The 20,638-nt window shown below is 68.7% G+C and carries 18 protein-coding genes; 12 read left to right on the forward strand and 6 right to left on the reverse strand.

Features of this window, described 5'->3' with window-relative positions:
* Positions 1 to 16 precede the first annotated feature (16 nt).
* A complete protein-coding gene (locus ACYVGI_RS15255) occupies positions 17 to 1,255 on the forward strand; it encodes an MFS transporter (protein WP_460633447.1) in 1,239 nt (412 codons plus the stop codon).
* A gap of 206 nt (positions 1,256 to 1,461) precedes the next feature.
* On the opposite strand, the gene ACYVGI_RS15260 is transcribed toward ACYVGI_RS15255, so the two are convergent.
* The 5 genes from ACYVGI_RS15260 to ACYVGI_RS15280 all read right to left on the reverse strand — a co-directional run bounded on the left by ACYVGI_RS15260 (position 1,462) and on the right by ACYVGI_RS15280 (position 6,052).
* On the reverse strand, positions 1,462 to 2,469 hold the full coding sequence (locus ACYVGI_RS15260; RefSeq protein WP_460633448.1) for a LacI family DNA-binding transcriptional regulator: 1,008 nt from the start codon (positions 2,467 to 2,469) through the stop codon (positions 1,462 to 1,464).
* 15 nt (positions 2,470 to 2,484) lie between these two features.
* Positions 2,485 to 2,733 carry a hypothetical protein gene (locus ACYVGI_RS15265; protein ID WP_460633449.1) on the reverse strand — a complete coding sequence of 83 codons (249 nt, stop codon included), beginning with the start codon at positions 2,731 to 2,733 and terminating at the stop codon, positions 2,485 to 2,487.
* 4 nt (positions 2,734 to 2,737) lie between these two features.
* A complete protein-coding gene (locus tag ACYVGI_RS15270) occupies positions 2,738 to 3,652 on the reverse strand; it encodes a carbohydrate ABC transporter permease (protein ID WP_460633450.1) in 915 nt (304 codons plus the stop codon).
* A complete protein-coding gene (locus ACYVGI_RS15275; RefSeq protein ID WP_460633451.1) occupies positions 3,652 to 4,686 on the reverse strand; it encodes a carbohydrate ABC transporter permease in 1,035 nt (344 codons plus the stop codon). Before ACYVGI_RS15275 ends, ACYVGI_RS15270 begins: the two co-directional genes overlap by 1 nt.
* Positions 4,687 to 4,768: 82 nt before the next feature.
* The gene (locus ACYVGI_RS15280) at positions 4,769 to 6,052 is read right to left on the reverse strand and encodes an ABC transporter substrate-binding protein (RefSeq protein WP_460633452.1); all 1,284 of its coding nucleotides are present in this window, start codon (positions 6,050 to 6,052) and stop codon (positions 4,769 to 4,771) included.
* Positions 6,053 to 6,188: 136 nt separating this feature from the next.
* Here ACYVGI_RS15280 and ACYVGI_RS15285 point away from each other — a divergent pair, with 136 nt between their 5' ends.
* Together ACYVGI_RS15285 and ACYVGI_RS15290 are read left to right on the forward strand one after the other, a co-directional pair.
* The gene (locus ACYVGI_RS15285) at positions 6,189 to 8,075 is read left to right on the forward strand and encodes an ABC transporter ATP-binding protein (protein ID WP_460633453.1); all 1,887 of its coding nucleotides are present in this window, start codon (positions 6,189 to 6,191) and stop codon (positions 8,073 to 8,075) included.
* Positions 8,076 to 8,113: 38 nt separating this feature from the next.
* Complete coding sequence (locus ACYVGI_RS15290; protein WP_460633454.1) at positions 8,114 to 9,379, forward strand: Nramp family divalent metal transporter; 1,266 nt, start codon at positions 8,114 to 8,116, stop codon at positions 9,377 to 9,379.
* Positions 9,380 to 9,383: 4 nt separating this feature from the next.
* Here the strand turns inward: ACYVGI_RS15290 and ACYVGI_RS15295 are convergent, their stop codons facing one another.
* Positions 9,384 to 10,052, reverse strand: coding sequence for a metal-dependent transcriptional regulator (locus ACYVGI_RS15295; protein ID WP_460633455.1), 669 nt, complete (start codon positions 10,050 to 10,052; stop codon positions 9,384 to 9,386).
* Positions 10,053 to 10,101: 49 nt separating this feature from the next.
* Between ACYVGI_RS15295 and ACYVGI_RS15300 the strand changes: the two genes are divergently transcribed.
* The 9 genes from ACYVGI_RS15300 (at position 10,102) to ACYVGI_RS15340 (ending at position 20,629) form a co-directional block, all read left to right on the forward strand.
* Entirely contained in the window at positions 10,102 to 11,466 is a 1,365-nt protein-coding gene (locus ACYVGI_RS15300; protein ID WP_460633456.1) for a cystathionine beta-synthase, read from the forward strand.
* Positions 11,441 to 12,625, forward strand: a complete 1,185-nt coding sequence (locus ACYVGI_RS15305) for a cystathionine gamma-synthase (RefSeq protein WP_460633806.1) — start codon at positions 11,441 to 11,443, stop codon at positions 12,623 to 12,625. Before ACYVGI_RS15300 ends, ACYVGI_RS15305 begins: the two co-directional genes overlap by 26 nt.
* Before the next feature lie 128 nt (positions 12,626 to 12,753).
* Positions 12,754 to 13,467 (forward strand): alpha/beta fold hydrolase, encoded by a 714-nt coding sequence (locus ACYVGI_RS15310; protein WP_460633457.1) that lies wholly within the window; start codon positions 12,754 to 12,756, stop codon positions 13,465 to 13,467.
* Positions 13,468 to 13,762: 295 nt separating this feature from the next.
* Positions 13,763 to 15,091 (forward strand): sodium:proton exchanger, encoded by a 1,329-nt coding sequence (locus ACYVGI_RS15315; protein WP_460633458.1) that lies wholly within the window; start codon positions 13,763 to 13,765, stop codon positions 15,089 to 15,091.
* A gap of 7 nt (positions 15,092 to 15,098) precedes the next feature.
* Positions 15,099 to 15,611, forward strand: a complete 513-nt coding sequence (locus ACYVGI_RS15320; RefSeq protein ID WP_460633459.1) for a GNAT family N-acetyltransferase — start codon at positions 15,099 to 15,101, stop codon at positions 15,609 to 15,611.
* Complete coding sequence (locus tag ACYVGI_RS15325; RefSeq protein WP_460633460.1) at positions 15,608 to 16,750, forward strand: glutamate--cysteine ligase; 1,143 nt, start codon at positions 15,608 to 15,610, stop codon at positions 16,748 to 16,750. The genes ACYVGI_RS15320 and ACYVGI_RS15325 overlap by 4 nt, the downstream gene beginning before the upstream one ends.
* Before the next feature lie 83 nt (positions 16,751 to 16,833).
* The gene (locus ACYVGI_RS15330) at positions 16,834 to 17,112 is read left to right on the forward strand and encodes a hypothetical protein (RefSeq protein ID WP_460633461.1); all 279 of its coding nucleotides are present in this window, start codon (positions 16,834 to 16,836) and stop codon (positions 17,110 to 17,112) included.
* Positions 17,113 to 17,204: 92 nt separating this feature from the next.
* Complete coding sequence (locus ACYVGI_RS15335) at positions 17,205 to 18,518, forward strand: glycosyltransferase (RefSeq protein WP_460633462.1); 1,314 nt, start codon at positions 17,205 to 17,207, stop codon at positions 18,516 to 18,518.
* Positions 18,515 to 20,629 (forward strand): ArnT family glycosyltransferase, encoded by a 2,115-nt coding sequence (locus ACYVGI_RS15340; RefSeq protein WP_460633463.1) that lies wholly within the window; start codon positions 18,515 to 18,517, stop codon positions 20,627 to 20,629. Before ACYVGI_RS15335 ends, ACYVGI_RS15340 begins: the two co-directional genes overlap by 4 nt.
* The last annotated feature ends 9 nt before the right edge of the window (positions 20,630 to 20,638 follow it).

The raw sequence follows: 20,638 nt of genomic DNA on the forward strand, positions 1-20,638 counted from the left end.
GGAGTCCATCACCTCTATGTCGCACGACAAACCAAGCAATCTCCTCAAGCAGCCGACGGCCGTCTGGGCCGTCGCCTTCGCCTCCGTCATCGCCTTCATGGGCATCGGACTGGTCGACCCCATCCTTCCCGCAATCGCGAAGAGCCTGCAGGCGACACCGACCGAGACCGAGATGCTGTTCACCAGCTATCTGCTGATCACCGGCATCGCGATGTTCTTCAGTAGCTGGATCTCCAGCCGCATCGGAGCGAAGAAGACCCTGCTCATCGGGCTTGCCCTGATCGTCGTGTTCGCGCTCGCCGCCGGACTCTCCCAGAACGTGGAGTCGATCATCGGCTTCCGCGCAGGGTGGGGGCTCGGGAACGCGCTCTTCATCTCCACCGCTCTCGCCACGATCGTGGGCGCTGCCGCGGGCGGCACATCGTCGGCGATCGTCCTCTACGAGGCCGCGCTCGGTCTCGGCATCGCGATCGGCCCCCTGCTCGGCGGACTGCTCGGAAGCTGGAGCTGGCGCGGGCCGTTCTTCGGCACGGCGACGCTCATGGCGGTCGGCTTCATCGCCATCGTCCTGATGCTCAAGAAGTCGCCGGAGAAGCCGCAGCCGACCAGTTTGAGTGCGCCGTTCAGGGCGCTTGCGAAGCCTGCCCTCGGCTTCCTCGCCGCCGCCGCCCTGTTCTACAACATCGGCTTCTTCGTGCTGCTGGCGTACACCCCGTTCGCCCTTGTTCCGCTCGGCGTCGAATCGGCGATCTCGCTCGGCCTGATCTTCTTCGGCTGGGGCGTCGCGCTCGCGATCACCTCGGTCTGGGGTGCGCCGCTGCTCACCAGGCGACTGCCGCGCACCAGGGTGCTCTGGATCGTGATGCCGCTGCTCGCCATCGACCTGCTCGCCGCCGGGCTGCTGATCGGCTCGCTGGTCGGACTCATCGTCTGCGTGATCGTCGGCGGGCTGCTGCTCGGCGTGCTGAACACCGTGCTCACCGAGTGCGTGATGGAGGCCACCGACCTGCCGCGCTCCGTCGCATCCAGTGCGTACTCAGGAGTCCGGTTCCTCGGCGGCGCCATCGCACCGCCCGCTGCGACGCTCCTGGCCGACACGATCTCGCCCGCGACGCCGTTCTTCGCCGGAGCCGTCTCCGTGCTGGTCGCGGTCGTGCTGGTCATGGCAGGACACCGCTACCTCAAGCGGGTCGACGGCGTCGAGGAGTCCGGAGTCGAGGAGGCGGAAGCCGTCTCGGTCGGCGACGCAGCCTGACGAATTCGAAGAGCCGCCCCGTTCCTAGGCAGGGCGGCTCTTCCCGTTCCCGAGTTAGGAGCTCGCGAACGGGCGACATCGACAGCAGTTGATCGCGCCTACCCGAAAGGCACGATCAGCCGGACGTTCGCTCGGCTATTCTTTCAGATCGGTAAGCGCTGCACCTATCAGGCGGACCGCCGCGCGTGTCGGAGCGCCGATGCGGGTCAGCGTCGAGGAGCTGTCGACCCGCGAACCGTGAGTTTCGCGCTCGAGCGAACGGACCGGCTGCGCGGCTCTCCGCCCGCCAGCTCGTCCAGCAGGATGCGCGTGGCCACCGAGCCTTGGTCGAACGGATCCTGCGACATCGTGGTGAGCTGGAACGACTCGGCGAAGTCGTGATTGTCGATCCCGATCACGGACAGGTCGTCTGGCACGGAGAGACCGTGATCGGCCGCCGCGAGCATCGCGCCCATCGCCATCTCGTCCGACGCGGCGAAGACGGCGGTCGGTCGCGGACCTGGCCGGTCGAGCAGTGCGTTCATCGCCGCGCGCCCGAGCGGAAGGGAGAAGCCGCCGGGCACCACCCACTCCGGCCGCACGGAGAGTCCTGCGTCGCGCATCGCCTGCTGGAAGCCGTGCAGCCGCCCGACGGGGACCTGCTTGTTCAGGCCCTCCTCGTCCTCGCCTCCGATGTGCGCGATGTCCGTGTGCCCGAGTCCGATCAGGTGCTCGGTGGCGATGCGCGCGGTGGCCTTCTCGTCGATGCCGACGCTGCGCAGCCCCTTCACCGGGCCGCCGACCACGATGGTCGGGTGGCCGAGCGAGGCGAGCTGGTGCCGTTCGTCCGCCGTGAAGTCGAGGCACAGGGCGAGTAGCGCATCCGTCCGCTTGCGCAGGATGCTCCGGTGGAAGACCCGCTCCCTGTCGCCGCGGTGCCCTCCCAGGTTGAACAGGATCATGTCGTAGCTGGCCGCGCGCAGCTCGGCGTCGACGCCCTCCAGCACGGAGGTGTAGAACCAGCGGCTCACCGACGGGACGACCACGCCCATCGCGAGGGTCCGGCCGCTCGCCAGACCGGATGCGCTCGACGACGCGACGTAGCCGAGCTCATCCGCAGCCCGCCGCACGGCGGCGCGCGTCTTGTCCGACACGTTCGGCAGCCCGCGCAGCGCCCGCGACACCGTCGCCGTAGAGACGCCCGTCGCGCGCGCGACCTCGTCGATCCCTGCCATGCTCGTTCCTTGTCGTCAGGAGCCCTGGTGGGGCAGGGTGACGCGTTCGTCGTCCTCCTCCGGCCGACGCGACGCCGCGATGCGGAGCCGCGCCTGCCAGAGGAGCACGAGGATGAGAACGAGAGCCAACAGTGTCAATGCCCAGCCGAGGGCATCGGCGCCCGTGAGCTCGCTCACGATCGTAACGATCAGGAACGCGAACGCGAAGAACCCGACGATGCCGATGCCGACATCGACCACCTCCAGCGAATCGTCCCAGCGCATCCGATCAGCCCTTCACACCACCGGCGGTGAGCCCGGCGACGATGCGGCGCTGGAAGATCAGCACCAGGATGACCAGCGGAACCGTCACGATCGTACCGGCCGCCATGACGGCGGTGTACGGCTCCTGGTGCGGCTGACTGCCGGCGAAGGAGGCGATGGCGACGGTGACAGGCTGCGTGGCGTCACTCGACAACTGGCTGGAGATCAGGTACTCGTTCCACGAGGAGATGAACGCCAGGATCGCCGTCGTGAAAACGGCGGGAGCCGCGAGCGGCAGGATGATCTTCCGGAAGGCCTGGGCCTGCGTGCATCCGTCGATTCGTGCTGCCTCCTCCAGGTCCCACGGCATCTCGCGGAAGAACGAGGTGAGCGTGTAGACCGTCAGCGGAAGCACGAAGGAGATGCTCGGGATGATCAGCGCCTGGTACGTGCCCATCCAGCCGATGTTCGTGAAGAGCTGGAACAGCGGCGTGATGAGCGCGACACCGGGGAACATCGACGCACCGAGGATGAGGCCGAGCACGATTCCCTTGAACTTGAAGTCGAGGCGTGCGAGCGCATACGCGGCGAAGGTGCCGACCAGCAGGGCGATGATCGTGACGCAGGCTCCGATGAACAGCGAGTTCAGGAGCGCCTGGCCGAGATGGTTGCCGAGCTTGGTGGAGAACGCCGTCGCGTAGTTGTCCCAGGTGAAGTGGGTGAACCACGGCGTGGTGTCGAACGTGTACCCGACATCGCGGAACGAGGTCACGACCATCCAGTAGAACGGCAGCAGGCACCACAGCACGATGATGATCGCGCTGATTCCGGTGCGGATGCCCGCGTTGCGCTGGCGCGACCTCGACTTGGACTTCTGCTTCGTGCGGGGAAGGGACTTCGCCTCGGCCGTTGCCGCTGCCGGTCCTGCGACGGTGGTCATCACTTCGCTCCCTTCTGCTGGGCTTCCTGCGTTCTGACGACGTTGGTCCCGAGGAACCGCACGAAGATGAACGCGACGAGGAAGATGAGGATGAACGTGATCGTCGACAGGGCGGAGGCGCTGTTGAAGCCCTGCCTGATCTGATCGACCACGAGGATGGAGAGGGTGGTCGTGGCATTACCGGTGCCACCACCTCCGCCGGTGAGGATCGCTGGCAGGTCGTAGATGCGGAGAGCGTCGAGCACGCGGAACAGCACGGCGACGAGCAGAGCCGGTTTCACCAGCGGCATCGTCACCCGCCAGAACCGCTGCCAGGTGGTGGCGCCGTCGACCTTGGCGGCCTCGTACACCTCTTCCGGGATGATCTGCAGCCCGGCCAGGATGAGCAGCGCCATGAACGGCGTCGTCTTCCAGGTGTCAGCGATGATCACCGCGAACCGGGATGCCCACTCGTCGCTGGTCCAGAGGATGTGCGCGCCGAGCACGGCGTTGGCGATGCCGGCGACCGAGAAGATGAAGTACCAGAGCTTCGCGGTGACGGCGGTCGGGATGGCCCACGGCACCAGGATGGCGGCGCGGACGAGGCCGCGGCCGCGGAAGGTGCGGTTCATGATGAACGCGAACCACATCCCGAGCACGGTCTCCAGGACCACGGTGGTGGCGGTGAAGAAGAACGTGACGAAGACGGCGTTCCAGAACTGCGAGCCAAGGTTGCCCGGCGGGCAGGTGATGCTCTCGCCGTTGGGTCCGGCGCACTGCTGGAACAGCCAGTGCGCGTAGTTCTGGAATCCGGCGAAGCCGCCCTGCACGAACAGGCCGGTGGCCGGGTCGAGTCCGGCGTCCTTCTGGAAGGACATGATGATCGCGCTGACGACCGGGTAACCGATGACGATGGCGAGGAGGACCAGGGTGGGGAGGATGAGATAGAGCGCCCAGCGACTTTGCTGACGGCGGTTCTTCTTCACCCCGGCGCGCAACTGCGGCGACTTGGGGTTCTGGGTTCCTGGCGGGGCGACGACGTTCGACGTTGACATGTGAGGCCTCCGAGACGGGGTTCAGGGGAAGTGGACCGGGCGGCGGGAGAGTTCCCGCCGCCCGGTGGCCGCATCCGGTCGGTTATCCGGCGCTCGCGGTCTTGATGGCCGCAGCCATGTCCTTCAGCGCCTGATCGACCGACTTGTCACCCTTCAGAGCGGCGTAGGAGTTGTCCTGCACCGCCTTGGTGATGGCCGGGTAGAACGGCGAGACGGGACGCGGGACTGCGTTCTCGATCGACGTCTTCAGGGTCGACAGGTACGGGAGCTGCGTGTTCAGGCTCGCGTCGTCGTACAGCGACGACAGCACCGGAGCCAGCGAGCCCTGGGTCACGAAGAACTTCTGGGTCTCTTCGCTCTGCAGGAACTTCAGGAACTCGAACGCGGTCGCCTTGTGCTTCGAGTAGACGCTGATCGCCGCGTTGTGGCCACCGAGGCTGGAGACGCCTGGCTTGTCGGCGGTGACGCCGGGAAGCGGAGCGATTCCGAAGGTGTCCTTCACGGTCGAGCTGCCGTCCGTCTTGGCCAGGTTGTACACGTACGGCCAGTTGCGCAGGAACAGGAGCTTGCCTGCCTCGAACGCCTGGCGTCCCTGCTCCTCCTGGTAGGTGATGGCCTCTGCCGGGATCTGCCCGTTCTTGAAGCCGTCGGTCAGGCGGGTGAGCCCGGCGTTGGCCTCTGAGCTGTCGACGGTGACGGTCTTTCCGTCGTCGCCGACGATGGTGCCCCCGTTGGTGTTGATGGCCTCAGCCACGTTCACCGTCAGACCCTCGTACTTGGCGAACTGCCCGGCGTAGCAGCCGATGCCCTTCGCCTTGGCGATGTCGCAGTCCTTGAGCATTTCGTCCCAGGTCTTCGGCGGCGTCGGAACGAGGTCCTTGCGGTAGTAGAGGATGCCGCCGTCCGAGGTCTGCGGCGCCGCATACTGGGTGCCGTTGTACGTGCCGGACTTGACGGTCGGCGCCAGGAGGGCCGAGTTGTCCATCTTGAGGTCGCCCGTCAGCGGCTGCAGCCAGCCCTTGGCGGCGAACTCGCCTGTCCACACGACGTCGACGTCGACGACGTCGTAGCCGGAGTCCTTGGCCTGGAAGTGCTGGACGAGGTCGTCGTGCTGCTGGTCAGCCTGGTCGGACTGCTCCTTGAAGGTGACCTTCTCATCCGGATGGGCCGCGTTCCACTTGTCGACGAGCGGGCGGACGACGTTCGAGTTGTCCTTGCCCTGGACGTAGGTGATCGGGCCTTTCGACGTGAGGTTGGCGCTGGCGTCTCCGCCTCCGCTGCCCCCTGAACCACCACCGGTGCATCCCGCCAGCGCGAGGCCGACGACGGCCACTCCGGCGATCACCGAGAGACGTGCTGCTTTCATTTCACTCCTCGTTGAGCTCTTGGTGCAGGCGCAGGTGCGCCCTGCACGGACGCTACCCCCGAGAACGGGTGTGATGCAAGCGTTTACGTCAAGCGCTTGCATCACGGTTGTGTCACGCCGGGTCTACGCTGAAACCATGAGCGGGATGCGCGGCATGGCCGGTGGTGGAGGCGGCGGTCGCGGCCGGGTGAGCGGTGGAGACGCAGAAGCGCAGAAGGCGCTGAACGCCACGGCGCCGAAGATCCCGCACCTGCTCCGGCGCATCACGACGCTGTTCGCCCCGCACAAGACGGCGATCATCGTCACGATGGTGCTCGTGCTCATCGGAGCGGCGCTCTCGGTCGTGCCCCCGCTGCTCACCCAGCGGGCGTTCGACGACGGGCTGTTCCCGAAGAGCGGCAAGCCGGACATGGAGGCGCTGATCACCATCGTCGTCGTGATGATCGTGGTGTTCGTCGGCTCTGCACTGCTCGGCGTGTGGCAGACCTACCTGACCGCCTCGGTCGGCAACAAGGTGATGGGTGCGCTGCGGGTGCGGCTGTTCTCGCACCTGCAGTCGATGGAGCTGAGCTTCTTCACCAAGACGAAGACGGGCATCATCCAGTCCAGGCTGCAGAACGACGTCGGGGGTGTGGCGAACGTCCTCACCAACACGATGTCGAGCATCCTGGGCAACACGGTCACGGTGATCGCGGCGTTCGTCGCGATGATCCTGCTCAACTGGCAGCTCACCATCGTGGCCGTCATCCTGATGCCGATTCTGGTCATCGCGCAGCGCAGGGTCGGTCAGGTGCGCGCCAGGATCGCCACGAAGACGCAGGAATCGCTGTCCGACATGACGGCGATCACGCAGGAGACGCTGAGCGTGTCCGGCATCCTGCTCTCGAAGAGCTTCAACAGGCAGGCCACGGAGGTCGGCCGGTACTCGGACGAGAACGAGAACCAGATCCGGTTGCAGGTGTCGCAGTCGATGAGTGGCCAGTGGTTCTTCGCGATGGTGAACATCTTCCTGTCGTCCATCCCCGCCATCGTCTACCTGGTGTCCGGCTGGCTCGTGCTCGGCGGCGCCACCGACATCACCGCCGGCACGATCGTGGCGTTCACCACGGTGCAGGCCAGACTCCTCTTCCCCCTGCTCGCACTGATGCGGGTGGCGCTCGACCTGCAGACCTCCGGCGCGCTGTTCGCGCGCATCTTCGAGTACCTCGACCTCAAACCCGCCATCTCCGACCGGCCGGATGCCGCTCCCGTCGATCCGGCGCAGGACCTCGGCCGCGTCGAGTTCGACCACGTCGTGTTCCGCTACCCGGATGCGCGCGAGGGGGAGAGGAACACGCTCGACGACGTCTCGTTCGTGATCCAGCCCGGCGAGTTCGCCGCGTTCGTCGGTCCCTCCGGCGCGGGCAAGACGACCGTCTCGTACCTCATCCCGCGGTTCTACGACGCTACGAGCGGCCGCATCCTGTTCGGCGACACCGACATCCGGTCGCTGCAGCAGGACTCGCTGGTCTCGCACATCGGCATCGTGAGCCAGGAGACGTATCTTTTCCACGCCACGATCGCGGAGAACCTCCGCTACGCCAGACCGGATGCGACGCAGGCGGAGATCGAGCAGGCCACCAGGAAGGCGAACATCCACGAGACGATCGCGAGCTTCCCCGACGGCTACGACACGCTCGTCGGAGAGCGCGGCTACCGGCTGTCCGGAGGGGAGAAGCAGCGCATCGCCATCGCCAGGGTGCTGCTGAAGGACCCGGAGGTGCTGATCCTCGACGAGGCGACCAGCGCCCTCGACTCGATCTCGGAACGGGTGGTGCAGCAGGCGCTCGACACCGCATCCCGGGGCAGGACCACGATCGCCATCGCCCACCGGCTCTCCACGATCGTCGCAGCCGACGTCATCTTCGTGATCGACCACGGGCAGTTGGTCGAGCACGGGACGCACAGGGAACTGCTGGAGCGCGGCGGCGTCTACGCGGGGCTGTACCGCGAGCAGACGGAGGGCGCGCTGCTCGACGACTGAGTGTTAGGCTGGCCTAACAATTCAGTTAGGGGCTGGCGATGGCGGATGCGGTGACGGCGAAGGAGCGGCGCTCCTCCCGTGCGCGCCGCCCGTCCACCCGGCTCTGGTTCCTGCTCGGTCCCGCCTTCGTGGCCGCCATCGCGTACGTCGACCCGGGGAACGTCGCCGCCAACCTCACGGCCGGCGCGCAGTACGGCTACCTGCTCGTCTGGGTGCTCGTCGCCGCGAACGTGATCGCCGTTTTCGTGCAGTACCAGTCGGCGAAGCTCGGGATCGTCACCGGCCGGAGCCTTCCCGAACTGCTCGGCGCGCGCCTCGGCACCGGGGGCAGGCGGGCGTTCTGGGTGCAGGCGGAACTGGTCGCCGCCGCGACCGACCTGGCGGAGGTGATCGGCGGAGCCATCGCGCTCAATCTGCTCTTCGGCCTGCCCCTTCCACTCGGCGGTCTGGTGGTCGGCGTGGTCGCCATCGGCATCCTCGCCATCCAGTCGCGCAGGGGGCAGCGGCCGTTCGAGGCGGTCATCCTCGGGCTGCTCGCCGTGATCTCGATCGGCTTCCTCGCCGGGTTGTTCGTCAGCCCGGTCGACTGGGGCGCGGCTGCGGGAGGCCTCGTCCCCCGGTTCGACGGCGCCCCGACCGTGCTGCTCGCAGCGAGCATGTTGGGAGCGACGGTGATGCCGCACGCGATCTACCTGCACTCCGCCCTCGCCCGCGACCGGCACGGTCACGCCACCACTCCGGATGCGAGACGCACCCTGCTGCGCGCCACTCGCGTCGACGTCGTCGCGGCCCTCGTGCTCGCCGGCGCCGTGAACATCGCCATGCTGCTGCTCGCCGCCGCCTCCCTCGGCGGCGTCGCAGGCACCGACACGATCGAGGGAGCGCACGCCGCCATCACGGCAGCGCTCGGCCCCGTGGTGGGGATCGCGTTCGCGCTCGGCCTGCTCGCGTCGGGGCTCGCATCCACGTCGGTCGGCAGCTACGCGGGAGCGACGATCATGGCGGGGCTGCTGAAGGTGCGCATCCCGTTGCTGACGCGCAGGGTGGTGACGCTCATCCCGGCCATCGCGATCCTCGCTCTGGGGGTGGAGCCGACCTGGGCGCTCGTGGTCAGCCAGGTGTTCCTGAGCCTCGGCATCCCGTTCGCGATGATCCCGCTGCTGCGACTCACCGGGTCGAAGGCGGTGATGGGAGACAGGGCCGACAGCGTCTGGATGCGCGTGGCCGGGGTCGGGATCGCGACCCTCGTGGTGGTGCTCAACATCGCGCTGGTGGTGCTGACGGTGGGGGAGTGGGTCGGCTGACGAGTCAGTCGCCCGCCACCCACACAGCGCCGGCCGCCGTCTGGCCGAGCACGATCTCCGCGTCGCCCAGCCGCACGGTTACGTCACCGGCGAACTCGCGGTGCTCGTCGACGCTCAGTTCGGCGTCTGGCACGATGCCGCGCTCTGCGAGATAGCGGAGGATGGCCGGCTCGGCGTCCGAAATGCGCGACACCGTCAGGCGGACGCCCGTGCGCGCGGCGAGCAGGGGAGTCGCATCCGGTCGGTGGGCCGTGCCGTCCGCTGTGGGGATGGGGTCGCCGTGCGGGTCGCGGGACGGGAAGCCGAGCCTGCGGTCGATGCGCTCGATGAGCCCGTCGGAGACCGCGTGCTCCAGCACCTCGGCCTCGTCGTGCACCTCGTCCCAGCCGTAGCCGAGCTCCTCCACCAGGAACGTCTCCAGCAGCCGGTGCCTGCGCACCATGGCGACGGCGTGGTGACGGCCGGTCTCTGTCAGCTCGATGCCGCCGTACGGCTCGTGCACGAGCATCCCCTGGTCGACGAGGCGGCGGATGCCGTCGGAGATGGTGGCTGCGCGGACGCCAAGGCGCTCGGCGAGCTGCTTGACCGTGATCGGGGTCTCCGACCATTCGGTCGCCGACCAGATCACTTTGAGGTAATCCTGGGCCACGGTCGAGAGGTCGGACACTGGCATGACGTAATTCTACGGGCGGTCCGCACGCGGCACTGTTACGGTTGGTCGCGTGAATTACGCAGAGACCATCATCGACTTGGTCGGCGACACTCCGCTCGTGAAGCTCAACAGGCTGACCGACGGAATCGCGGCGACGGTGCTCGTCAAACTCGAGTACCTGAACCCCGGAGGTTCGTCGAAGGACCGCATTGCAACCCGCATCATCGACGCTGCGGAGAAAGAGGGGCTGTTGAAGCCCGGCGGGACGATCGTCGAACCGACGAGCGGCAACACCGGCGTCGGGCTCGCGCTCGTCGCCCAGCAGCGCGGCTACAAGTGCGTGTTCGTGCTGCCGGACAAGGTGGGAGAGGACAAGCGCAACGTCCTCACCGCGTACGGAGCCGAGATCGTGGTGACGCCGACCTCGGTGGCGCCGGAGCATCCCGACTCCTACTACAGCGTCTCCGACCGGCTCGCGGCGGAGATCCCCGGCGCGTTCAAGCCCAACCAGTACTTCAACCCGAACGGCCCGCGCAGCCACTACGAGACCACCGGCCCCGAGATCTGGCGCGACACCGACCAGAAGGTGACGCACGTCGTCATCGGCGTCGGAACGGGCGGCACCATCAGCGGCACGGGGCGCTTCCTCAAGGAGGCGTCGGACGGCGCCGTTCGCGTGATCGGCGCAGACCCAGAGGGGTCGGTCTACTCCGGCGGAACGGGACGGCCGTACCTGGTCGAGGGCGTCGGCGAGGACTTCTGGCCGGGCGCATACGACCCGACCGTGGTAGACGAGGTCATCGCGATCTCCGACGCCGAGTCGTTCCACATCACGCGGCGGCTGGCACGGGAGGAGGGCATCCTGGTCGGCGGCTCCAGCGGCATGGCCGTCGCGGCGGCCCTCCGTGCGGCGAAGGACCTCACCGCCGACGACATCGTCGTGGTGATCCTGCCGGACGGCGGACGCGGCTACCTCGCCAAGATCTTCAACGACAAGTGGATGCGGTCATACGGCTTCAGCGACGTGCCGGACGAGGCGACGGTGCACGACGTCATCAAGACCAAGCGCGGCGACCTGCCCGACCTGGTGCACACGCATCCATCGGAGACGGTGCGCGACGCCATTCAGATCATGAACACGTACGGCGTGTCGCAGTTGCCCGTGCTCACCGCCGAACCGCCCGTGGTCATGGGCGAGGTGGCGGGGGCGCTCGACGAGACCTCGCTGGTGGACGCGGTGTTCAGCGGCCGGGCCGCGATGACCGACGATGTCGGCGCGCACATCGGCGACCCGTTCCAGCTCATCGGCGTCAACGAACCGGTCAGCGCCGCCCGCGCGGCCCTCGCCACCGAGAACGCCCTGCTGGTCACCGAGGACGGCAAGCCGGTCGCCGTGCTCACCAGGCAGGATCTCCTCAACTTCCTCAGCGAGTAGAAAGAGCAGCAGACAGAACATGAAGTTCGCAACACAGGCCATCCACGTCGGCCAGGAGTTCGACCAGACGACCGGCGCGATCATCCCGCCGATCTACCAGACCTCGACCTTCGTGCAGGACGGCGTCGGCGGCCTCCGCGGCGGTTACGAGTACAGCCGCGGCGGCAACCCCACCCGCACGTCGCTCGAAACGCTGCTCGCCGCCCTCGAAGGCGGCACCAGCGCGCTGTCGTTCGCCTCCGGCCTCGCCGCGGAGGACGCGCTGCTGCGCGCCGTGCTCCAGCCGGGCGACCACGTGGTGCTCGGCAACGACGTCTACGGCGGGACGCACCGGCTGATCAACCGCATCCACGGCGCATGGGAGATCCGCAACACCACGGTCGACCTCACCGACCTGGATGCGGTGCGCACAGCCCTGCAGACCGACCGCACGCGCGTGCTCTGGATCGAGACGCCCAGCAACCCGCTGATGAAGATCAGCGACATCGCGGCGCTGGCGGAGCTCGGCCACGCGGTCGGCGCGCTGGTCGTGGTGGACAACACGTTCGCATCGCCTGCTCTGCAGCAGCCGCTGTCGCTCGGCGCCGACGTGGTGGCCCACTCGACCACCAAGTACCTCGGCGGTCACTCCGATGTGCTCGGCGGCGCCCTCGTCTTCTCCGACGAGGAGCTGGCGTCGAAGGTGCAGTTCATCCAGTTCGCTGCCGGCGCGGTGTCGGCGCCGATGGATGCGTGGCTCACGACCCGCGGCATCAAGACGCTCGCCGTGCGGATGCAGCGTCACACCGAGAACGCGCAGGCCATCGCGGAGGCCCTGGTCGGCCGCGCGGGGATCGACGCCGTCTACTACCCCGGCCTGCCGACCCACCCCGGCCACGAGCTGGCCGCCCGCCAGATGAGCGGCTTCGGCGGGATGCTGTCGGTGGCTCTCAGCGGAGGGGCAGCAGCTGCGCGCCGCTTCGCGGAGTCGACCGAGGTGTTCCAGCTCGCCGAGTCGCTGGGCGGGGTCGAGTCCCTGATCGGCTACCCGAGCGAGATGACGCACGCCTCCGTGCGCGGCACGGAACTCGAGGTCCCAGACAACGTGATCCGCCTCTCCGTCGGCATCGAAGACGTCTCCGACCTCCTCGCCGACATCGACCAGGCGCTCTCCCGCTAGCGCGCCGCCCCGAGCGCGAAGCCATCGAGCCCAGGCTTTTTCACCGCAAGAACGCGTTTTGCAGTGAAAAAGGCTGGGCTCGATGGTGTGAGGGGCGGTAGCTTCGGGGGATGGGGGAGGAGGAGCGCGTGGGTGGGAAGATGCGGTACATCCTGCTTCCCGGCGCAGGCGGCGCCGGATACGTCTGGCACCGTGTGGCCGAGCAGCTCCGCGCTCGCGGGGTGGATGCGGTCGCCGTCGACTTCGAGACCGGTGACGGTCACGCGCTCGGCGAGTACACGGCGGCGGCGGTCGCAGCGGCGGACGGCGCTGACGATGTCGTGATCGTCGCGCAGTCGATGGGCGGCTTCACGGCCGCGCTCGCGGCGCAGAAGCTGCCGGTGAGCCGCATCGTCTTCCTCAACGCGATGATCCCCGTGCCGGGTGAGACGGCGGAAGGCTGGTGGGAGGCGGTCGGCCACGGTCCCGCCATGCGGGAGAACGACATCGCCGCCGGCCGCGACCCCGACGCCGAGTTCGACGTCGACCTCTACTTCCTCCACGACGTGCCGCAGGAGGAACGCGACGGCCTCGAACAGCAGGAGGGGGAACCGGACTCGGCGGAGATGTTCGCAGAGCCGTGCGACTTCCCCGGCTGGCCGAAGGTCCCCGTCACGGTGATCGTCGGCGAGGACGACCGGCTGTTCCCCGCCGACTTCCAGGAGCGCGTCGCACGCGAACGGCTGGGCGTGGATGCGCACAGCGTGGATGTGCACCGCGTGCCGGGCGGGCACCTCGCCGCGCTCTCGCATCCGGAGCCGATCGTCGAGCTTCTCGTGTCGGACGGCCGAACGGCGGAATGAGGTCGACCTGATCCGCCGCGGCAGGCCGGCCTAAACGCTGGGAAGATGCCCAGCCGGTTCACAGGATCGCGCGCATTCCGGGCAGGATGGGAGACATCGAAGGGGAGTAGTTCCCACCGCCGCACGACGGCGAAGCGGTGCGTCGACATACTGGCCGGTCACGGTGACCGGCCCGGCGCCCCACCCGCACAGCACGGTCCGTGCGGGCGAACGAGACCTTCGGTCGGCCATTCACGGCGACCGAGTCACCCCTGCGCTCTTCTCGGTCGCTGCCTGTGATCGAAAGGGTCTCCCCGTGTCGAATCCGCACCATCCCGCCGCGCCGCGAACAGCGCCATTTCCCGCATCGGCGCCGGCGTCCACCTGGCGTCGTCTCGTCATCCCCCTCGGGATCGTGGCGCTGATCGCCGCCCAAGGTGTCGCCCTGCGGCTGACCGGCGCGCACGTCCCCCCACTCGTCGGGGTGCTCGCGTTCGGTGTCGCGATCGTCGCGGCCGCCTTCGCCCTCGCCTGGGCAGGGGAGGCCGCCGAGGTCGACATCTCCGGCGGCCTCGCGGTGGGTCTGCTGGCGATCATCGCGATCCTGCCCGAGTACGCCATCGACCTGTACTTCGCGTTCACCGCGGGTTCCGATCCGTCGCAGGCCCCGTATGCGGCGGCGAACATGACCGGCTCCAACCGGTTGCTGCTCGGCTTCGGCTGGCCCTTCATCCTGCTGATCGCGTTCCTCGCCTTCCGCGCAGCGCGTCGCCGTCGCACCCCCGTCGATCCGGATGTGCAGGCGACGCCGTTCGCCATCCGGCTGCCGCGGGACAACCGGGTCGAACTCGGGCTCCTGCTCGTCGCCTCCGTGCTCACCCTGCTGATCCCCCTGACCGGGCAGATCCACGTCGTCCTCGGTGTGCTGCTGCTCGCCCTGTTCGCGTACTACCTCTGGCGGGTGTCGACGGGCGAGAGCGACGAGCCAGAGCTGCTCGGTGTCGCCCACAGCATCGGCACGCTCCCCACCCGCGCCCGCCGGACGACGGTGATCGCGATCTTCGTGCTCGCCGCCGTGATCATCCTGCTGCTCGCAGAGCCGTTCGCGAACAGCCTCGTCGATGGCGGCCGGTCGCTCGGGATCGACGACTTCCTGCTCGTGCAGTGGCTGGCTCCGCTCGCGTCCGAGGCACCAGAGTTCGTGATCGCGGTGATCTTCGCGCTGCGGGGCAAGGCGGCGATGGGCATCGGCATCCTGCTCGCCAGCAAGGTCAACCAGTGGACGGCGCTGGTCGGCACCCTTCCGATCGCTCACCTCATCGGCGGAGGAGGAATGGCCCTCCCGATGGATGCGCGCCAGGTGGAGGAGTTCACCCTGACAGCGACGCAGACCATCCTGGGCGTCGCCATGCTGCTCACGCTCCGCTTCAGCGGGCGCTGGGCCGTCGCCCTGTTCGTGCTGTTCGCCGCGACGTTCGTGTTCACCACGACCGAAGCCCGACTGATCGTGTCCGCCGTGTATGCGGTGCTCGCCGTCACCCTGTTCGTCCTGCGCAGGCGCACCCTGCTGCCGACGCTCACGGCTCCGTTCCGGTTCGGGAAACGGCAGGAGCCTGCCGTGCGGGAGCCGGAACGCGCGGGATGATCGGAGCATGACGACGACCATCCGCCGCGCCACCGAAGCCGACGCCACAGCGATCCTCCGCCTCTTCGACGACGCTATCGCCTGGTTCGTGAGCATCGGCAACACGCGGCAGTGGGGCACGGAACCGTTCTCCACCCAGCAGAAGCAGGTGGACAGGGTGACCGGGTGGGTCGCTGAGCCGGGCGCCTGGGTGGCCGAGCATCCGGATGCGGGGGTCGTCGGAGCGCTGATCCTCGGCGAAGCGACCGACTACGTCCCCGCGGCGACCGAGCAGGAGCTCTACGTGAAGGTGCTGATCGGGTCGCGGGATCCGCGAGCGAAGGGCACAGGCAGGGCACTCCTCGCGTTCGCCGACGAGCAGGCAGCGGCGGCGGGCGTGCGGATGCTCCGCGTCGACTGCTACGCCGGGGGCACGGGTGACCTCGTGCGGTTCTATGAGTCGTGCGGTTACGTCAAGACCGACACGTTCCTGGTGGGGGACTGGCCAGGGCAGGTGCTGGCGCGGATAGTTGGTGCATGAGGACTTTCGGGGTGGAGGAAGAACTGCTGCTCGTCGACGAGCACACCGGCGCCCCGCGAGCCGTGGCTCCCCAGGCGCTCGCCGCTGCGGCGGACGATGACCGGCAGGGGAAAGACCACCGAGAGGCAGCGCCGGAAGTCGCCGCCGAGATCCATCAGGAGATGCTCGAGACGCAGACCAGGCCGCTGACCTCCACCGACGACCTCCTGGCGGACATCGTGGCAGGCAGGGAGCGCGCCGACCAGCTCGTCCGCCCCCTCGGCGTTCGCGCGGCGGCGCTGGCGATGTCCCCGCTCCCCGTCCAACCGCATCCGACCGAGAAGGAGCGCTACGGCGAGATGATGCGCCGGTACGGCGCCACCGCGCACAAGACCCTCGTCTGCGGCTGCCACGTGCACGTCGGCATCGTGTCGCGCGAGGAGGGGGTCGCGGTGCTCGACCGCATCCGCACCTGGCTGCCCGTGATCCTCGCGTTGAGCGCCAACTCCCCGTTCGCGGACGGTGCGGACACCGGGTATGCGAGCTTCCGCTTCCTCACCTGGCACCAGTGGCAGAGCGCGGGGCCGACGGAGGTCTTCGGCTCCGTCGAGGAGTACGACAGGTTCGAGCGCGTGCTCGTCGACACCGGCGTCATCCTCGACTACGGCATGGTCTACCTCGACGCCCGGCTGTCGCACAAGCAGCCGACGGTCGAGGTGCGCATCGCAGACGTCTGCCTGGATGCACGGGATGCGGTGGTCTTGGCCGCCATCGTCCGCGCTCTGGTCGACACGGCTGCGGCGGAGTGGCACGCGGGCGTTCAGCCGTCCGATCTTCCGTCCGCTGCGCTGCGGCTGGCCGGGTGGCAGGCGGCGCTGACCGGCACGCAGGGCAGGCTCCCGCATCCACAGCACGGGGCGGGCGCCGACATCGCCGACGCGCTGGACGCCCTGGTCGCCCACATCGGCGCGGCCCTGGACGCGAACGGCGACCGGGAGCTCGTGCGCGCCGGGCTCAAGCGCATCGTGGCGGTCGGCGGAGGGGCGGGACGGCAGCGCGCGGCCTTCGCGGTGCGGGGGAGCCTGGAGGACGTGGTCTCCGCGGCGGTGGATGCGACGCACGAGCTGAGCAGGTCGGGCGACGACCTGTCCGTGCTCTGATCCGCTGCTCCGATCCGGCACGCGGCGCAACACGACACAACACCCGCTATCGCACCGTCGCGTTTGCGAATACTCTGCCGGACATGACCGGGAAGCAGCTCGACCACCAGCACGCGGTCTACAGCTACGGCACCACGCCGCTCACGCTCATGTACAGCCCCACCGCGACGGCGGCGTGGGAGGTCTACTACGGCGGGGAGTACCTCGGCCTCATCGAGGAGGTGCGGATCGACGGCGAGGCGTGGCCGCGGTTCGTCGCGCGGCTGCCGGGCGAGGAGGAGGGCTCGGAGACGGGGGACGGCGTTCCGTCGTCGGACTGGCGCCTCGCAGTGGAGGTGCTTGCGGCGCACGCAGGGCTCTGATCGGCAGCGCATAGCCACCCCGGAGAATATGCATTCATTCCGCATAGGGCCAGCAAAGGTCACAGGAATGTAACGACGTGAGGGTTGTCCTCATGTCGCACTCACTCTCACCCCTGTCGCTCGACATCGTCGTGCCCGTCTACAACGAGCAGGCGACGCTCGAACAGTCCATCCGTCAGCTCAACGCCTACCTGATCGGCGAGATCGACCAGACCTGGCGCATCACGATCGCCGACAACGCGAGCACGGACGCCACCCCGCTGATCGCCGACGCCCTCGCGGCCGAGCTCTCCGGCGTCGTCGCGGTGCACATCCCTCAGAAGGGGCGGGGTCGCGCGCTCAAGCAGGTGTGGGGCTCGTCGCCGGCCGACGTGCTGGTCTACCTCGACGAAGACCTCTCCACAGACCTCGCCGCCCTCCTCCCGCTCGTCGCACCGCTCCTCTCCGGCCACTCCGACCTGGCCATCGGCACCAGGCTGGGGCACAGCGCGCGGGTCACACGCGGTGGCAAGCGCGAGTTCATCTCCCGCAGCTACAACCTGCTGCTGCGCCGCACCATGGCCGTCAGCTTCAGCGACGCGCAGTGCGGGTTCAAGGCCATCAGGAGGGAGGTGGCGCACCGCCTGCTGCCGCTTGTCGAGGACGACGCGTGGTTCTTCGACACCGAACTGCTGATCCTCGCGGAGCGGGCGGGCCTGCGCATCCACGAGATCCCCGTCGACTGGGTGGACGATCCGGACAGCTCTGTCGACATCGTGTCGACGGCGCGAGAAGACCTCAAGGGGATGCTCAGGGTCGGCAGCAACATCGCCCGCGGCCGCATCCCGCTCGAGTCCGTGTACGCGGAGCTCGGCAGGCGGCCGTTCGCTCCGCCGAGACCGCCGAGCTTCTTCGGGCAGGTGGTGCGGTTCGGCGTCGTCGGCGTGCTCTCCACCGCGGCGTACGCCGTGCTGTACCTGCTGTTGCAGGGAGTCTTCCCCGCGCAGCTCGCGAACTTCGCCGCGCTGCTGATCACCACGGTCGCGAACACCTGGGCGAACAGGAGGTTCACATTCGGGGTCAAGGGCAGGAGCGGAGCCGTGCGCCACCAGTTCCAGGGGCTGATCGTGTTCGCGGTCGCCTGGGGGATGACGGCCGGATCGCTCGCCGTGCTCCACCTGACGGCGCCGACCGCCGGCGCCAGAGCGGAGCTGATAGTGCTCACGGCCGCCAACCTCGCGGCGACCCTCGTGCGCTTCGTGCTCCTGCGCCTCTGGGTCTTTCGCGCATCCCCCACCCCCCTCCCTCTCCCCACCCCCCCAGCCATTGAGTGGTCCCGAATTGCCGCGACGCCGGATGCTCGCGCGGCGATTCGGGACCACTCGATGCACGAGACAGGCCTTCGACAGGAAGCGAGCGGATCATGACCACCACAACGCAGGACCGACCGGCCGTGACATACCCGGTCTCCGACGCCCCACCCGGCACGAGGCGTCTCCGGGCGGCCGGACGCCGGCTGATCAGGGGCAGAGAGGGGAGCGCCGCCTGGGAGCGCCCCGCCCTGCTCGGCCTGCTCGGCGTCGCAGCGGTCCTCTACCTCTGGGACCTGGCGGCGAGCGGCTACGCCAACTCGTTCTACTCGGCGGCCGTGCAGGCGGGAAGCGTCGACTGGGAGGCGTTCTTCTACGGCTCCAGCGACGCGGCCAACTCGATCACGGTCGACAAGCCACCGGCGAGCCTGTGGATCATGGCGCTCTCGGTGCGGCTGTTCGGGCTGAGCTCGTGGAGCATCCTGGTGCCGGAGGCGCTGATGGGCGTCGCGACGGTGGCCATCGTCTACTGCATCGTGCGGCGGCACTGCTCCGCACAGACCGCGCTGCTCGCGGGAGGGGTGCTGGCGATCACGCCGGTCGCCGTCCTGATGTTCAGGTTCAACAACCCGGATGCGCTGCTGGTGCTCCTGCTGACCGCGTCGCTCTACTTCACCCTGCGCGCGATCGAGTCCGGGCGGACGCGCTGGCTACTGCTGGCCGGGGTGGCGGTCGGTTTCGGCTTCCTGACCAAGCAGCTCCAGGCCTTCCTCATCCTCCCGGTGCTGGCTGGGGTGTACCTCGCGGTTGCGCCCGTCTCCGTGAAGAAGCGATTCGGTCAGCTTTTCGCGGCCCTCGGCGCCGTGATCGTGGCTGCGGGGTGGTGGGTCGCCGTTGTCGAGCTGGTGCCGGCATCCCTGCGCCCGTACATCGGCGGATCGCAGACCAACAGCTTCCTGGAGCTGACCTTCGGCTACAACGGGCTCGGCCGTCTCACCGGCGATGAGACCGGAAGCGTCACCGGCGGCGGTGGAACGACGACCGGAGGCGGGATGTGGGGAGCCACCGGCATCCTGCGCCTATTCGAGAACGAGATCGGCGGCCAGATCTCCTGGCTGCTGCCCGCCGCGCTGGTGCTGTTCGTGCTCGCTCTGGTGCTCGGCCGTGCCGCGAAGCGGACGGACGCCCGCCGGGCGACCCTGCTGCTCTTCGGCGGTTGGCTCATCGTCACGGCGCTCGCGTTCAGTTTCATGGCGGGGATCTTCCACGCGTACTACACGGTCGCTCTCGCTCCGGCGCTGGCGGGGACCGTAGCCATCGGCGCCGCTGCCGCCTGGTCGGCGAGGGAGAGACTGTGGGTGCGCATCCTGTCTGCCGTGACCCTGGTGGGCACAGCGGTGTGGGCGTGGGTGCTGCTCGACCGGGCGGCGGACTGGCTGCCCTGGCTGAAGGTGGTGGTGCTCGTGCTGGCGATCGTCGGGGCGGTGCTGCTCGTGCTGCCCCCGCGCGGCCGGAGGTTCGCAGGAGCGACCATCGCCACGACACTCGCCGCTGCGCTGCTGGCACCCGCCGCGTACGCGGTGGAGACCGTGGCGACGCCGCACACCGGCTCGATCGTGACGGCGGGGCCGACCGTGTCCGGGTCGATGGGCGGTCCGGGCGGCGGCGCAGGCCGCGGCGGGTTCGGCGGCGCGCCAGGAGGTGCGGGAGGGCCGGGCGCTGGCACGGCTCCGGGCGGCACGGGCGGGACAGGTGCGGCGCAGGGCGGCACCGGCACGGGCACTGGCACCGGCGGCACCGCGCAGGGCGGCACCGGCACCGGCACTGGCACCGGCGGCGCCGCTCAGGGCGGCGGGATGGGCGGCCTTCTCGGCTCCTCGACCGTCAGCTCGCAGCTCAGCGCCCTGCTCACGGCGGACGCGTCGTCGTACACCTGGGTCGCCGCGGCGATCGGCTCCAATTCGGCGGCCGGATACCAGCTCGCCACCCAGCAGGCCGTCATGCCCATCGGTGGCTTCAACGGCTCCGACCCGTCGCCGACGCTCGCGCAGTTCAAGGAATACGTCGCAGCGGGGAAGATCCACTACTTCATCGCGGGAGGCGTCGGGCAGGCGAACGGAGGGAGCAGCGCATCCAGTGCCATCGCGAGCTGGGTGGAGCAGAACTTCACGGCGACGACCGTCGGGAACACGACGGTCTACGACCTGACGAGCCAGCCACGCGCCTGATGGAATCGA

The organism is Leifsonia lichenia (assembly GCF_054780215.1).

Excerpts from the sequence above, each read along its gene's own strand:
- ACYVGI_RS15255 (WP_460633447.1), top strand. The coding sequence starts at position 17 with ATGTCGCACGACAAACCAAGCAATCTCCTCAAGCAGCCGACGGCCGTC.
- ACYVGI_RS15260 (WP_460633448.1), bottom strand. The coding sequence starts at position 2,469 with ATGGCAGGGATCGACGAGGTCGCGCGCGCGACGGGCGTCTCTACGGCG.
- ACYVGI_RS15265 (WP_460633449.1), bottom strand. The coding sequence starts at position 2,733 with ATGCGCTGGGACGATTCGCTGGAGGTGGTCGATGTCGGCATCGGCATC.
- ACYVGI_RS15270 (WP_460633450.1), bottom strand. The coding sequence starts at position 3,652 with ATGACCACCGTCGCAGGACCGGCAGCGGCAACGGCCGAGGCGAAGTCC.
- ACYVGI_RS15275 (WP_460633451.1), bottom strand. The coding sequence starts at position 4,686 with ATGTCAACGTCGAACGTCGTCGCCCCGCCAGGAACCCAGAACCCCAAG.
- ACYVGI_RS15280 (WP_460633452.1), bottom strand. The coding sequence starts at position 6,052 with ATGAAAGCAGCACGTCTCTCGGTGATCGCCGGAGTGGCCGTCGTCGGC.
- ACYVGI_RS15285 (WP_460633453.1), top strand. The coding sequence starts at position 6,189 with ATGAGCGGGATGCGCGGCATGGCCGGTGGTGGAGGCGGCGGTCGCGGC.
- ACYVGI_RS15290 (WP_460633454.1), top strand. The coding sequence starts at position 8,114 with ATGGCGGATGCGGTGACGGCGAAGGAGCGGCGCTCCTCCCGTGCGCGC.
- ACYVGI_RS15295 (WP_460633455.1), bottom strand. The coding sequence starts at position 10,052 with ATGCCAGTGTCCGACCTCTCGACCGTGGCCCAGGATTACCTCAAAGTG.
- ACYVGI_RS15320 (WP_460633459.1), top strand. The coding sequence starts at position 15,099 with ATGACGACGACCATCCGCCGCGCCACCGAAGCCGACGCCACAGCGATC.
- ACYVGI_RS15325 (WP_460633460.1), top strand. The coding sequence starts at position 15,608 with ATGAGGACTTTCGGGGTGGAGGAAGAACTGCTGCTCGTCGACGAGCAC.
- ACYVGI_RS15330 (WP_460633461.1), top strand. The coding sequence starts at position 16,834 with ATGACCGGGAAGCAGCTCGACCACCAGCACGCGGTCTACAGCTACGGC.
- ACYVGI_RS15335 (WP_460633462.1), top strand. The coding sequence starts at position 17,205 with ATGTCGCACTCACTCTCACCCCTGTCGCTCGACATCGTCGTGCCCGTC.
- ACYVGI_RS15340 (WP_460633463.1), top strand. The coding sequence starts at position 18,515 with ATGACCACCACAACGCAGGACCGACCGGCCGTGACATACCCGGTCTCC.